Origin of the sequence: Oscillatoria nigro-viridis PCC 7112 (assembly GCF_000317475.1) — a bacterium.
In the GTDB taxonomy this organism is placed as follows: Bacteria; Cyanobacteriota; Cyanobacteriia; order Cyanobacteriales; family Microcoleaceae; genus Microcoleus; species Microcoleus nigroviridis.
Genome location: NC_019729.1, coordinates 3,804,143 through 3,818,406, shown reverse-complemented (window position 1 = coordinate 3,818,406; position 14,264 = coordinate 3,804,143). Strand labels below are relative to the sequence as shown.

14 protein-coding genes are annotated in these 14,264 nt (G+C 46.1%); 6 read left to right on the top strand and 8 right to left on the bottom strand.

Annotated features, from left to right (window positions below):
• Positions 1-247: 247 nt before the first annotated feature.
• On the bottom strand, positions 248-1,468 hold the full coding sequence (locus OSC7112_RS16130; protein WP_015176904.1) for an FtsW/RodA/SpoVE family cell cycle protein: 1,221 nt from the start codon (positions 1,466-1,468) through the stop codon (positions 248-250).
• A 36-nt stretch (positions 1,469-1,504) separates the two neighbouring features.
• On the opposite strand from OSC7112_RS16130, the gene OSC7112_RS16125 reads away from it, so the two are divergent.
• On the top strand, positions 1,505-1,927 hold the full coding sequence (locus OSC7112_RS16125; protein WP_015176903.1) for an EamA family transporter: 423 nt from the start codon (positions 1,505-1,507) through the stop codon (positions 1,925-1,927).
• Between the two features lie 117 nt (positions 1,928-2,044).
• On the opposite strand, the gene OSC7112_RS16120 is transcribed toward OSC7112_RS16125, so the two are convergent.
• The 3 genes from OSC7112_RS16120 to apcA all read right to left on the bottom strand — a co-directional run bounded on the left by OSC7112_RS16120 (position 2,045) and on the right by apcA (position 3,664).
• Positions 2,045-2,248, bottom strand: a complete 204-nt coding sequence (locus OSC7112_RS16120; RefSeq protein WP_006634929.1) for a phycobilisome linker polypeptide — start codon at positions 2,246-2,248, stop codon at positions 2,045-2,047.
• Positions 2,249-2,516: 268 nt separating this feature from the next.
• Entirely contained in the window at positions 2,517-3,002 is a 486-nt protein-coding gene (apcB, locus tag OSC7112_RS16115; RefSeq protein WP_015176902.1) for an allophycocyanin subunit beta, read from the bottom strand.
• A 176-nt stretch (positions 3,003-3,178) separates the two neighbouring features.
• Complete coding sequence (gene apcA / locus OSC7112_RS16110) at positions 3,179-3,664, bottom strand: allophycocyanin subunit alpha (protein WP_015176901.1); 486 nt, start codon at positions 3,662-3,664, stop codon at positions 3,179-3,181.
• Positions 3,665-4,720: 1,056 nt separating this feature from the next.
• On the opposite strand from apcA, the gene OSC7112_RS16105 reads away from it, so the two are divergent.
• Positions 4,721-5,920, top strand: a complete 1,200-nt coding sequence (locus OSC7112_RS16105) for an FHA domain-containing protein (RefSeq protein WP_015176900.1) — start codon at positions 4,721-4,723, stop codon at positions 5,918-5,920.
• A 394-nt stretch (positions 5,921-6,314) separates the two neighbouring features.
• Here the strand turns inward: OSC7112_RS16105 and OSC7112_RS16100 are convergent, their stop codons facing one another.
• The gene (locus tag OSC7112_RS16100) at positions 6,315-6,899 is read right to left on the bottom strand and encodes an endonuclease dU (protein ID WP_015176899.1); all 585 of its coding nucleotides are present in this window, start codon (positions 6,897-6,899) and stop codon (positions 6,315-6,317) included.
• A 100-nt stretch (positions 6,900-6,999) separates the two neighbouring features.
• On the opposite strand from OSC7112_RS16100, the gene glpK reads away from it, so the two are divergent.
• The 4 genes from glpK to OSC7112_RS16080 all read left to right on the top strand — a co-directional run bounded on the left by glpK (position 7,000) and on the right by OSC7112_RS16080 (position 10,205).
• On the top strand, positions 7,000-8,487 hold the full coding sequence (glpK, locus tag OSC7112_RS16095; protein ID WP_015176898.1) for a glycerol kinase GlpK: 1,488 nt from the start codon (positions 7,000-7,002) through the stop codon (positions 8,485-8,487).
• A 73-nt stretch (positions 8,488-8,560) separates the two neighbouring features.
• Positions 8,561-8,932 carry a c-type cytochrome gene (locus OSC7112_RS16090; protein ID WP_015176897.1) on the top strand — a complete coding sequence of 124 codons (372 nt, stop codon included), beginning with the start codon at positions 8,561-8,563 and terminating at the stop codon, positions 8,930-8,932.
• Positions 8,933-9,163: 231 nt separating this feature from the next.
• Entirely contained in the window at positions 9,164-9,664 is a 501-nt protein-coding gene (locus OSC7112_RS16085) for a DUF3122 domain-containing protein (protein WP_015176896.1), read from the top strand.
• Positions 9,665-9,989: 325 nt separating this feature from the next.
• Positions 9,990-10,205 (top strand): hypothetical protein, encoded by a 216-nt coding sequence (locus tag OSC7112_RS16080; RefSeq protein ID WP_015176895.1) that lies wholly within the window; start codon positions 9,990-9,992, stop codon positions 10,203-10,205.
• Between the two features lie 176 nt (positions 10,206-10,381).
• On the opposite strand, the gene OSC7112_RS16075 is transcribed toward OSC7112_RS16080, so the two are convergent.
• From OSC7112_RS16075 to OSC7112_RS16065, 3 genes are all read right to left on the bottom strand, one after another.
• Positions 10,382-11,011 carry a pyridoxamine 5'-phosphate oxidase family protein gene (locus tag OSC7112_RS16075; RefSeq protein WP_015176894.1) on the bottom strand — a complete coding sequence of 210 codons (630 nt, stop codon included), beginning with the start codon at positions 11,009-11,011 and terminating at the stop codon, positions 10,382-10,384.
• 49 nt (positions 11,012-11,060) lie between these two features.
• Complete coding sequence (locus tag OSC7112_RS16070; RefSeq protein ID WP_041622566.1) at positions 11,061-11,252, bottom strand: glutathione S-transferase family protein; 192 nt, start codon at positions 11,250-11,252, stop codon at positions 11,061-11,063.
• A gap of 74 nt (positions 11,253-11,326) precedes the next feature.
• Entirely contained in the window at positions 11,327-14,248 is a 2,922-nt protein-coding gene (locus OSC7112_RS16065; protein ID WP_015176893.1) for an NACHT domain-containing protein, read from the bottom strand.
• Positions 14,249-14,264 lie beyond the last annotated feature (16 nt).

Sequence of the window (14,264 nt, the reverse complement as noted above, 5' to 3'; positions counted from 1 at the left end):
ACTCAACCCAAGAAACACCGCAAACAGACAAAAAAGAATTAACGGACATCACAGCTAAACCTCAACAACAACAAGAAGAACCGCCAAATAAGGGTGACGGGCGGAAATAGTCGATCGCTCGGAATGATACCGCAGCCGAAGATAAAGAAACCGGGTTTTTTGACTCTTATTGAAGGTTTTAAGCAAATATTGCGGTTAAAAAACCCGGTTTCTAGTTATCCGCGAGTTGAGGAAATAACTTGACAAATTATTCGGTTTGTGCAGTGCCGTTGTTCGATCGCAACTTCGGCTTTCCCGGCTTCTCCCTGCGTCCATCCAAAGAAACCACATCAGCCTCAGAACTCTCCCTCGCCACCCGAATCAGCAACCCCGACAACAAGAAACTCGCCAACATCGACGAGCCCCCGTAACTAAAAAACGGCAGCGGCAAACCCGTAGTCGGCAAAACCCCCGTCGCTACCCCAATATTCAGCAGCGACTGTCCCACCATCACCACCATCACCCCAATCGCCACCAACTGAGACTCAATATTCCGGGCCCGCGTCGCCACCCTCAAAGCGACAGTAGCGTAAGTCGCCAACATCAGCAACAGCGAGAAACCTCCCACCAAACCAAACTCCTCAGCAAACACAGCAAAAATAAAATCGCTGTACTGAATCGGCAAATAAAATAATTTTTGCTGCGACATCCCCAAACCCACACCCCAAATGCCCCCAGAACCGACAGCCAGCAGACTTTGAATCAACTGATAGCCGTCTTGCATCGGATCTGCCCAAGGATTGAGGAAAGACATAATCCGGCGGCGCTGGTATTCCCTCAAACTAATACTTAAAACCGCCAACAGCATTCCCCCCATAGCCGTGGCGCCCAACTGCAAGTAAGGCAAGCCCGCCGCCAAAGCCACCAACCACAAAGTCATCCCGCACAAAGCCGTGGTACTTAAATTCGGCTGCAACAAAATTCCCAACAGCATTGCACCGAAAATTAAGAGCCAAGTAAAGCGAACTTTATTCGTCAACCGGGGCCAGTTGCCGAAAATGCGGGCGCTTTGGAGAATGAAAAACGGCTTGATCAACTCAGAAGGTTGAATAATCGGAACCGGGCCCAGAGATATCCAGCGAGTCGCCCCGTTGATGCTGGTTCCCACTCCCGGAACTAAGGTCAACCAGAGCAATCCCAGCAGCAATAAAACGCCTAACTGAGATGTTTTCATGATGTAGCGCAGTGGGGAGTACACCATCAAGTTAAAGCCGGCCAGCCCGATCGCCACTGCGATTAGCTGTCGTTTAAAATAATAAAGCCCGTCTCCAAATTCATAATTTGCAATGGGATAGGAAGCCGAAAACAATGCTGTCAGCCCGACAAACAGCCACAGAAAAGTCAGCCACCTCAGCCACCGGGCCTCAGCGGCCCATTGAGACGCGCTGGGGTCAAAAAAGGGAATCAAGCGTCGAATGTCATTAGCCATAGTATTTTAGAATGATCTCAATAAACTCTAACAAAGATGGCTAAAGTACCAGATTGGTTAATTTACGCATTAATCTGTTCGCTATTATACGGTTTGTGGGGATTTTTCGGCAATTTAGCAACTAAATATATTGACTACCAAACTGCTTTTGTTTATGAAGCAATTGGCGCTATTTTAATGACTTTATTTATCCTTGTCCAAACTAATAGTTTTAGTTTTGAGGGAGATGTGAGGGGAATTTTGTTTGCCGTATTAGTTGGCGTTTGCGGCACTGTGGCATCATTAGTATTTTTTATTGCCCTTGGTAAAGGTGAAGTTGCCAATGTAGTGAGTGTTACGTCTATCTATCCGCTGATTACCATAGTGTTGTCGGCTTTATTCTTGAAAGAAGCTATTACTTTACCGCAAATGCTTGCTGTTTTGTTAGCGATAATCGCAGTTATACTTTCTGCTTATTGAAATATTTGTCAATCATTAGATTAACAACGCTGGACATTATTCCTTCTGCCATAACTATAACAAACAAAAAAGAGGTCATCGCGACCTCTTACCCCTCTACTAATCCAGCTTTGGCTCTTAAAGCAGACCCGTATTAGCTCCGGGCTTACCGGTAGCCAGTTGCACTTTAATAATTCTGCCGCCCATTTTCATAATTCTTTGCTGTTCCCGGAACCAGTTGTCGTAAGGAACAAGCTTAGTAAAATAGGTATTTTGCAATTCGCGCTGAGTGCGGATGCGAGTTTGACTGGGGACGCAAGCAGTCACCTTAAACATTCTCATGGGAAACTAACTCCTGAGTAGGTTTACAGATTATTAGATGGATTTTTTAAAGATTGAAGGCAGGGAGTTAGGAGTCAAAACTAGCTCGTTAAAACTCATCGGGCTTTCTCGACAAGCCTTTGACGGTCTAGCAATCACTCTCAACTTCCCTGACCTCTTTTCAAAGCCAAAGGTAACAAGTCCAAAGTTAAAAGTTAAAAGAGGCAAGAAATAAATATTTTTCTTTCTTCCTTCTTCTTCCTTCTTCCTTCTTCCTTCTTCCTGAGTCTTAGCTCAAGCCAGAGCAGATGTAGTCGAAATAGACGCCCATTTCTTTACCAGCGTCAGAACCGACCAAACCGGCGGTGACTTCTTTCATTGCTTGGATTGCTTGTACGGTAGAACCGATGGGCACGCCCAAGGAGTTGTAGGTTTCTTTCAAACCGTTGAGCACGCGCTCATCGAGGATGGAAGGGTCGCCAGCTAGCATAGCGTAGGTGGCATAGCGGAGGTAGTAGTCCAAGTCGCGGATGCAAGCTGCATAACGACGAGTGGTGTACATATTGCCGCCGGGACGAGTTACATCAGAGTACAACAGAGACTTAGCAACTGCTTCTTTGACGATTGTGGCTGCATTAGCGCTGATGGAGGTAGCTGCACGGACGCGCAGTTCGCCAGAAGCGAAGTAGTTCTTGAGCTTGTCTAGAGCGCTGATGTCGAGGTACTTACCTTGAACGTCAGAGGAATTGATAACGGCGGTAATTGCGTCTTGCATGGTTGTCTTGTTTCCTTGAAAGTGGCTGAGTCAGTCCAATTTTGGAGCTAGAATTTGGAATTTGGGATTTGGGATTTGAGATTTTTAAGTGACCCTTTATCTGCAAAAGCTTTTAGCTTGTTAGCAGTAAGGCCCTTTTTTTCAATCTAAAATCGAAAACCTAAAATCGAAATTCCTTACTGCATCGCACCGATAACGTAGTCGAAGTAAGAGGAAGCTTCGGAAGCATCTTCTCCAGACAGCAGCGAACTTGCTGCACTTTTCATAGCGCGAACGCCTTCGGCGACGGCTTCAATCGGGGTGCCGAGAGATTTGTACATTTCGCGGACGCCGACGATACCGATTTCTTCGATCGGAGTAATGTCGCCAGCTACGATTCCGTAGGTGATCAAACGCAGGTAGTAGTCGAGGTCGCGCAAGCAAGTTGCGGTCATTTCTTCGCCGTAAGCGTTGCCGCCGGGAGAAACAACATCAGGGCGCTTTTGGAAAAGTTGGTCGCCTGCTGCCTTGACGATGCGTTCGCGGGATTCGCTCAAAATTTGGGCGATGCGGACGCGGCGTTCACCAGAGGTGACAAAGCTCTTGATCCGATCTAATTCACCTGGGCTCAAGTAGCGAGCTTCGGCGTCTGCGTTGACGATTGATTTGGTGACGATACTCATCTTGTGTGTACCCGCTGGATATTTTGCTATACGAACTGCTCCGCGCTGAACGAGCGACGGTGGGCGCTTGCATCCCGTACCTTTCATGCTCAGGCAGGAGCTTTGACAGGGAAGGCCGAACTTTCCACAGCCAGCAACTGTTAAAGTTGTGGGCGGGAGGCGACATTCGATGTTTGACGGCGCTGGTTCTTCACGCCGGTGCGCTTGTGAGTGCCCGCACTAAGCCTGTCGCTTAGAATACCACAAATGACTGATGCGATCTTTAATTTTTGATTTAGATTGCAGCAGGCCACTAAGTGGCGATCGAGTGACTGTCGGGCAGTTAGTAAGGATATTGCTTCTCTGACACAACTACCTCTCGCAAGTATTTTGAGGCATTATGTTCACATTCTGAGTGTTACTGTAATAGTTTGTAACATTCCTTTTCATATTTGGGCCCTCACTAGGGCGTTCAGCGTTAAAATTTCACCGATTAAAAAGTGGCTATAATTTTCTCGCTGCAAGGGTTACAGGCGATAAAGCATTGAGGGGGATTGGTTGCGGGCGAGGGCGCGAGGTTCAGAGGCTTGGCCCTGAGAAAGAGCGAAGGGAGATGGGGGGAGACAGGCGGGAAAGAGGCGGGGAGAGGTGCGATCGTCTCACATCTTGCACCATTCTCAATAAGTCTGGGACGGGCGGGATCTCTTGCCCAAGGCTTGTCAACTTAAGGTAAAACCGATAGTCCGTCAGGGGTTGAAACCCCTGCCTCAAAGCGAAAGTCCTCTAAAAGAGGACTAATGAATTATTCAGTCCTCGGAAGCGAGGACTTTAGCTATAAGCCCCGTGGAATTCATTCCCTGGCGGACTGCCGGGTGGGAGGACTGGCGGACTAAAAGCTTAAGTTGACACTCCTTGGCTCCTGCCAAACCCTACTCCCCAAAAAAAAACTCACTCTTTGTGTTTGTGGAACAGACCCGAAAGCCTGTTCTTGATAATATTGCCAGATATCAGATCGTCGGAAATCGTGACTTTCGAGCTTGTAGCTAGATTTGACACTAACTTTTAATCTGGTGCGCCGTGAAAAGAAATCTATCAGCCCTTAAAAAAGCTTTGCAGTTTGGGATTAGCGGTGCTGTCGGCGGTTTCGTCGGCAATCTAATCACCGAACCTTTCATGCAGCGACTCCCTTCGGAATCTTTTGTTGACAGTGTATTGTCTACAGGTCGCTGGTTTGGATTGGTAGGCGGTGGCATTGCTACTGCTATCATGTTCGGCTATTATTACTATATCAAAGGCAAGCCTCAAATTAAACAGGCTTTAAAAAATGGCGGATTGTTTGGTTTAATAGCAGGAGCAATTTCTGGGGCGATCGCCGAAGGTATTTACAGCGGAATTGGCGACGGAAACAACGAATTATTGCGAGTAATTTGCTGGGGAATAGCTGGCAGTTTGTTAGGACTTGGACTTGCACAGCGGATTCCTAATTTGGGAGCGCTTCGCGGCACGGGAGGCGGTGGTGTAGGAGGAGTTTTGGGTGGCTGTTTGTTTATTCTGTTTGCTTACAATTTATCCGGTACGGCGGGCCGTTTAGCTGGCTGTGCTGCGATCGGTTTTTGGATTGGAATCATGTTGGTTGTAGCCGAAACTTTGTTTAACAAAGCTTGGCTGGTAATTAGTTACGATACCGGAGCAAATCGCACTCTCACTCTAGGTTCGGAACCGATAACTTTTGGTAGCGATGAAAATTTGTCTATTATCTGCATTCCTAATGTTTCGCCCTTGGCCATGCGGTTTCAATTGGAAGCAGGTCAAATTGTTTGCGAGAATGTTGATAGCGGAGCGGTTAGTTATTTGCGATCGGGCGACCAAAAGAAAATCGGCAACTGTACAATTACAGTAGGAAACTCTGACTGGCCAGCTCCAACACCGACAAATATTCAGCCTACCTTTATATCAGATCGGCCCGCAGTAAATTCTTTTACCAGCAGCCAATTTTCTCTGAAATTAGGAAGTCGGGTTATTCCTCTGAGTGCGGGAACTCAACTATTCACCTCTGACATACCGAGTTTAACAGCCGCAGCATCTAACGGTCTTGTAGCTATAGTCACTTCTCGATCGAGAAACGAGCTTTCGTTAGGATTGACCAATTTGTGCGATCGCGCTTGGTGGGCTACAGACATTCAAGGCGATATAAAAATGGTAGAACCTGAAAGTACCTTAACTTTAGCCTTGGGAACTAAAATCGAATTCGGTGAATTAGACGGCGAAATTGTGTAAGTAAGAGAGTACAAACTGAGATATTGCACCATTGTCAATAAGTCTTTCATGGGCGGGCAGGATGCCCACCCCACAAGAAAATTTCCTATTTGTGGAACGGGCATCTTGCCCGTTCTTAACAAGATATCCGGCCCACCCCACAATAAAATTTACTCTTTGTGGAACGGGCATCTTGCCCGTTATTAACAGGATATCCGGCCCACCCCACAATAAAATTTACTCTTTGTGGAACGGGCATCTTGCCCGTTATTAACAGGATATCCGGCCCACCCCACAAGCAAATTTACTATTTGTGGAACGGGCATCTTGCCCGTTATTAACAGGATATCCGGCCCACCCCACAATAAAATTTACTCTTTGTGGAACGAGCCTTTGGCCCGTTCTTAATAATAATTCAAGCAGAACTCCCGCTAACTCCAGTAATTACAGCCGCACCAATCAAATGAGCCAAACGCAAAGCTTCAGGAACTTTACCAGTATCTGTCAAACGCTGAAGCACCAGCGCAATTACTTCTGGTTTTTCGCCGCAAACTTGAAAAAAGAAAGGTTCAAAAGCGTGAATTTTCCCGGCGCGGCGCAATAATTCTAAACGGTATTCCGAGTCGGGTAAATGGCCGAGGGCTTTTTCAACAGCAGCTAAATCTGGTGGGCGGCGCATGACAGCAACGCAAGGAATTTGCAGCCGCGATGCTAACTCGGGAAGGTCAACAATATTGAAGCCACCGAAAGCAATTCCGTCTAGCAAAACGAGATGCAATTGCGGCAGAAATTTGCCTCCGAGGAGCAGCCCAGAAATAGCATCCGTGGCATCTAATCCGTCTCGGAGGACTTGTCCCCACACCATTCCTTCAAATCGAGTTCCCCCGCAGACTATGCCCGCGATCGACACCAGACTGCCGTTTGTACGACAAAAAGGAGCGTCGTCAAAGCCAATAACCTTAATTGTGCGATCGAGTCTGAGCAAATCTGCCAGTTTCAAATTTTGGAGTTCCCTAAACTAAAGTTTTTGAGATAAATTTGACTTCTAGATATAGTATGATATACGTTAAAGACCTCATTACTAAAAATATTTTAGACAATTGGCCAAAAAATACGTAGCAGCGATCGACCAAGGAACCACCAGCACCAGATTTATCGTATTCGATCGCCGGGGACAGATAATTTGCAGCAACCAACAAGAACACCAGCAAATCTATCCGCAACCGGGATGGGTGGAACACAATCCCGATGAAATTTGGCAGCGCACCCAAAGCGTGATTAAAAATACCCTCGAAATCGGCAATATCGACCCCAAAGATATTGCTGCCCTCGGTATTACCAACCAGCGCGAAACTGCAATTGTTTGGGACAGAAACACTGGCAAACCTTACGGCAATGCGATTGTTTGGCAAGATACCCGCACTCACAAAATCTGCGAAAAATTAGCTGAAGTTGAGGGCAAAGATCGATTTCAAGAACGATGCGGTTTGCCGCTGGCAACTTATTTCAGCGGGCCGAAAATTAAGTGGATGCTGGACAATATTTCAGGATTGCGAGAAGCTGCCGATCGAGGGGATGCGATTTTTGGCAATGTCGATACTTTTCTGATTTGGCACCTGACTGGCGGCGCGCACATTACCGATGTTACCAACGCCAGCCGCACGATGCTGATGGATTTGCAAACCCTCGATTGGGATGCCGAAACTTTGGAAATAATGGCAATTCCCCGCCGGATGCTGCCAGAAATTCGCCCTTCGAGTCAAGTTTTTGGAACTGCAAAAGGATTGCTTGCAGGTGTTCCAATTGCTGCTGCTTTGGGCGATCAGCAAGCCGCCCTCGTCGGGCAAACTTGTTTCAGTCCGGGGGAGGCGAAAAATACTTACGGTACGGGCTGTTTTATGCTGCTGAATACCGGTGAGACGATCGTCCCTTCAAAGCAAGGATTGCTGACAACAGTCGCCTACAAGATGGGGGAATCGCCCGCTGTGTATGCTTTGGAAGGCAGTATTGCGATCGCCGGAGCTTTAGTGCAGTGGCTGCGCGACAATTTGGGCATAATCAAAACATCTGCAGAAGTAGAAACATTAGCAAATACAGTCGAAGATAGCGGCGGAGTTTACGTTGTCCCGGCCTTTTCTGGACTCTACGCGCCCTATTGGAAAGACAGCGCCAGGGGAGTAATTGCAGGTTTAACTCGCTACGCGACTAAGGCACACATTGCCCGCGCAGTATTGGAAGCGACAGCGTGGCAAACGCGAGAAGTATTGGATGCGATGAATCAGGATTCTGCGGTGCAGCTTTTGTCTTTAAAAGTAGACGGAGGTATGGTGGGAAATCACACGCTGATGCAGTTTCAGAGCGATGTTTTGGGAGTGCCTGTGGTGCGGCCTGTGGTAGCAGAAACTACTGCACTCGGTGCCGCTTATGCGGCAGGTTTGGCGGTAGGTTTTTGGAGTCAGCTAGCCGAATTGCGGGACAATTGGGCGGTGGATTGTACTTGGGAACCGAAAATGCAGATCGCACTTCGCGAGCAAAAATATCGCTTTTGGAAAAAAGCAGTTTCCCGCACTTTCGATTGGGAAGAATAAATTGCTGAGTTAACCCAAAATGCGTATTTAGTGATATCATTAAATCCAGCACTATTTTTTATATTGCAAATAGATGATTTCGCTAAAAAACTTAAAAAAAAATCTCACCGCCTTTCTATTGATCCTGACACTGGCATTTGTAGAAATCGCCACTAATTCCCAAATTGCGATCGCAGATACAGCTACAAATCCCGCAACCGCAGCCGAAGTCTTCACCGCCAACTGTGCAGGCTGTCACATCAACGGCAGCAACATTATCAGGCGCGGCAAAAACTTGAAACAAAAAGCATTAAAAAAATACGGCATGGATTCCATCGCCAACATTTCCAACTTAGTAACCAACGGCAAAGGTATTATGCCCGCTTACAAAAATCGTTTGTCGGAACAACAAATTATCGATGTTTCAGCTTACGTGCTATCCCAAGCCGAAACCGATTGGAAATAAACCAGACAATGTACATTGTAAGGCTAGGTTTAGCGCCTAACTTCAGGAAACTAAGCCGAGGTATAATGTAGGGGCAGGTTTAGCCTGTAATTGGGTCATAGATGAATAATCTTTATACAAAACCTGCCTGCTTCTTGTCTTTTATTGTTCATCCCTTAATAATTTCAATACAAACCTGTCATTTTTTCTTGGCTTTGCTAAAAAAATGTAAATTGTCGGAGGTATTGCAAAATGAAAAAACCTTATTGTTGGCGTAGAACTTTAACTATTATTAGCTTGTGCTTGTATCTAATCTTAGCGGTTAGCCCGCCCGCTTTCGCGTCGATTCACAAATATCCAGAAACTGCCGAAACAGTAATGTTTCGCTCCGTACAAAGCTTGCGCGATACTGATGACAAAGCATGGCAAGTTGTTTTGTACAAGCGAGTCAAGTCGGGAGTAGTAAAGTCTTTAAATCTGAGATTAGTAGGATTTCCCGGAACAGAAATTCAGCACCATGTCCCCCTGAAAGTTGCGGCGGGCAAGCACGAAATTGGCAAGGCTAATGATATTTGGAACGAGTCTGATTTGCCAATTAATGTCGGAGAATACGATTTTAAATCAATAATTACACAAGTGGAAAGTAATCGACCTTTGCGGTTGAATTTGCCCGTTAAAAATCAAAAAGAAACAGAATTGCTGGTTCCTCCTTTTGCTGTGAGAGAATGGCGGCTGTTGTTAGACAGAAACTAAATATACCAATTTAATTGGACTCTACAGTTAATCTCGATACAATTGCCCATGTCACAAATCGCTATGTTTAAATTATGCCTTAAGGTAGATTTAACGTAATTGAAGAATAATATGGTATGGCAAAAACTAAATATATCGATTTAATCGCACTGTAGATTTAAAATTGCTAAAGTTTCATCAATGTATCAAAAATAACTTTATTTACATAGACCTTAAGGTAGATTTAACCTATTTTAAGGGTAATTATGAAACAAACTAAAAGCTGAGTTAGTCTGGTGACAAAACTTCAGTGTTTTAACGTAGGTGTATTCAGGGTGAATCTAGTATGACTTTAATCAGTAAAATTGTCCGAAAAGCTTTGGCAACCGGTTACTTAACGGTTGAGGCAGAAGAACAGTTGCGACAGCAGTTGCAGATGACCAAGTACGGTTTAGAAGATTTTGAGGCTTTTATTAATTTGCAAAAAGAGGTGATGGAAGGTAGGGTGAAACAGCAAGCTTTGGAATTGTTGCGATCGCGCAAATGTTCTGCGACGGCTTGAATCCCGTTCGATCGCCCTTTTGAAGATAATTAAGGGCGATCGTTGGCAGTCAGGACTTTACTCCTTATTGATGAGGAATCTTCGTCCTGACTGCAAACCACACGGTAAACCACAGGGTCGATCGCACTTTGGGAGAGCATCAGTATCGGCTACTTATTCAATGCTGTTCTTGCTTGTTAATTGATGGGCGCCTGTGGATCGGGAGTATTTACGTTATTAGGGTTTTTAGCTGCTAAAAGTTTCTCCAACTCTCTAATTCTGGTCTGCATTGCTTCTACTTCCGTTTCAGAATAGCGAATCGGAATATGCTGCGGACAGTTCCAATCCCAGCCTTCAATTTCAAATACGATCGCTCTTTCCACAGTTGCATCATAGTCTGTATCCCGAACTCGGGCAAGTATTACTGGATCGTCTTCCACAACGCGGGCGCGACCGAGAATCTTGAGGCGCCGGCGATGACGGTAATCCATTAGGAACAAAAATGCTTTATCATTTTCAGCAAGATTTCCCACAGAGATATATTGCACATTGCCACGAAAATCCGCAAATCCCAAAGTTCTCGGATCGAGAATCTTTAAAAATCCTGCTTTCCCGCCGCGAAACTGAATGTAGGGATAGCCATTAGAACTCACAGTGCCTAGATAAAATCCTTCCATACTGGAAATAAATTGCTCTAGATCGGGATTGATGGAATTATTATCTGCACCTTTAGCCACAAAGCGTTCGTAGTTCTCGCGGGAACCCATTTTTTCTTGCATGGCTTTGACTGCGGGAGTAAAAGCGATCTTACCAAATTGACGAGGCATAAAATCTAACTCCTTGTCTACTTATTTAACTCGGCGATCTTCAAAATGCCTAGATTCCCAACATGGGAATATAACCAGAGAGTTGCTTCACCCGATCGATCCAATTTAAAACATTGGGATAAGCATCGAGTTCAATCTTGCCATCTCTCGCTAGAGCGATATAGGGATAGATTGCCGCATCTGCGATCGTGGGATGCTCAAACTCTAGCCAAGTGCGCGGACTATCGGGCCCACCCCACAAGAAAATTCACTCTTTGTGGAACAGGCCGGAAAGCCTGTTCATAAAAATGATACGCCAAGCCTGGAAAAAGGTTTCTACTCCATTCCTAGCTGTCGCCTTAACGCTTCTGGAACATCAACGGCTGTATCCAAATCTACAACATCCTCCCACTTTGTATTTTCATCCCATTTGACATCGCCAAAAGTGCGATCGCTGAGGTATGCGTAGCCGAGGTATACGCTGCTTAGGTTTGCGCCGCTGAGGTTTGCGCCGCTGAGGTCTGCGCCGCTGAGGTATGCGTAGCTGAGGTTTGCGCGACGGAGGTCTGCACCGCTGAGGTCTGCGCCGCTGAGGGTTTTTGTGTCGCTGAGGTCTGCGTAGCTGAGGTTTGCGCGACGGAGGTCTGCGCCGCTGAGGTATGCGCGGCTGAGGTATGCGTAGCTGAGGTTTGCGCCGCTGAGGTTTGTGCGAATAAGGTATGCGCCGCTGAGGTTTGCGCCGCTGAGGTTTGCGCGGCGGAGGTCTGCGTCGGTGAGGTCTGCGCCGCTGAGGTCTGCACCGCTGAGGTATCCGCCGCTGAAGAATCTCCCAACTGTTTCGAGAAAGCCAAAATACCCAATACAACAGCTATAACCGATGAGGCGCAACAACCGACTTGCATCGTCAAGTTTACCTTCAGCATTAGGTTCCCCGCAAGGATAAAACACCATTTTGTCTTTCAATTCATCTCTCTCCTGACCGTAACGGTGCAACTCCAACAGCAAAATCATCACATTCAAACCAGCATAAACATCGACTTGTCGCTGTCCCAATTCTTGGGTTTTCAATTGATCTCGCAGTAGGCGCATCTTCTTCTGAGGCAAACTTTCCGGCAGCATATCAATAAATTCCCCCTCGCACCACCGCTGATAAAAATATTCCAAACGCTGGAATAACTCCACAGGGCGAAACTGATTTTCCTCGTCTGGACCAGCCGGAGTTGTTAACAACCCCATCAAATATTCCACAATTTCTCGCGTCAGCCCCCCATAACCCAACAAATCATAAATCTCCCAGTCCATATCAGAGTCTTTAGTATTAAATCCTTTACCTTTCTTTCCCGGTTCCGTCCACTCTTGCAAACTTTCTTTCAACCGTTCCGCACACAAAAATTCACCAAAACTCTTGTGTACAAACTCCACAGAACCTTCTTTACTGCCTTGCTGAAGATAAAAAACCGCCAAAGCATTTCTCAGAGGATTATCGCCAATCCGTTTTTGTGCTTCTTCAAGTAATGCTTTAACCGAGTTGTCTTCTCTCAATCGCTTCTCAATCATCGCTACAGGAGCGCATTCCCCTCCCGACTGCACCACGCATAACCCTGCTTCTGTCAGGATGCGCCGTAAATCTTCTGTTTCCAGTTCGGTCAAATTGCGATTGAGCAATTTAGACCGCTGTTCAGTGAGTACCCAATTCACAGTTTTGTTGTAAATCAAAATTTTTGCTTGAATGCTGTTAGTTCCTTGAAAATCCTCAATTTTCAAGATTTTGTCCCGGTGCATCGCCGCTAACAGATAAAGCAAGAGCGGCTCTCGCGAGAGTTCTGATTTTACATTCTGTGGACAGCATTTATCTTGCAAAAACTGCTGAAAAGCTGAGGTTTTTTCCGCCCCAAATTGGGCTTCCCACTTGCTCAACCACTGTTGCTGTAGCCCGTCATCCATCACCTGAATTTCGACTCGCTCCAAGTTATCAGGCATTTGCCTTTCAATTCCTTGCAAAGCTATAGTTCTGCCAGTAATCAAAACCCGGTGTCCCATGTCCGAATTCTGCTGACAATGCTGCTGAAATTGTCCTACTTGCTTGAGAAATTGCTCTAAACCGCCGCTGCTTCTCCCCTCCATCAGCAACTCGTCAAAGCCATCCAAGAAAAACAAATATCGCGTGTTTCTATCTGTCAACCAGCAGTCATCGCTAGCAAAACCAGCAGTAACTGCATCTTTTAGCGTTTCTCGAAAATTCTTTTGCAATTTAGGAATATCTCGCAGTCGAATTAACACGGGCGTCCAAACTGGATGCAAATCTTGCCGCACCCACTCAGCAAACATCCGACAAAAAACGCTTTTACCACGTCCGGGCCCAGCTTCGACGAACATCACCAGATTTTGTTTGTTTTCATCTGCAAGCAATTGCTTTGCCCAACTTTCTAAATCAAATGCTGTTGCACGCTTATTAACCGCGCCATTTTTATCAATTGGCCTTGCCTTCAGAGGCACGTAGATATCCTTGAATGAGAAATTTTCTGTAGTAAATACGGGTTTTAGCGGTAGAGAGGCAATCTGTTCTTGCAGGTATTTGTCAATGCTGTGATATTTCTCCTGTTCCTCCCGCCATTCGCTGATAGAAGGCTGTCCGAGATGTTTAATTGCTTCGCCGGAAACTGCCCAAGCTTGGATCAAATAGCGGTGAGTATTAGCAGCAACTCTCTTAGTCAAAATTTGAGCTTCATCGGCATTGAGTCCGGCTTGTTGCAGCCGTTCTGATAGCACTAGGTTAAATTCCGTGGCTAACCTCGAATCGCGGAAGCAAATAACAGTTTCTTTGGCTGCTTTATCGTTAAATTCCAAATCCGCCAATTTTTTAAGCAACTGCTTAACTCCATCGGAAACCGGAGTTTGCCCGATGCGATTTAACAAACTTGCGTCTTGTCCAAGAACATCCTTAAAACTTTCCAGATAAGCCGCCTGACTGACGAGGAAAATGCACTCAGCTAAAGTCGGCTGCTGTTGAGTTTTTTCCATAAAAAACGCCACCAGTTTCGCCGCCATCCCGACAAATGGCAATCCAGTTCCGACAACTTGAGCTAAGGGAGAGTTCAAAACCTCTAGCAGCAAATTGCTATTGTCCAGCCCTTGTTCTTTGAACATTTTTGCCAATTCGGCGGCTGTTTTCCCAGCTTCTCCGATTCCCTCCGCTGCTTCGGCGGAACACAGTTCTTTGAGATCGGTATTTAAGAATTTCCAAATGCGATTTGCCATTTTTACCTGCCCTGTT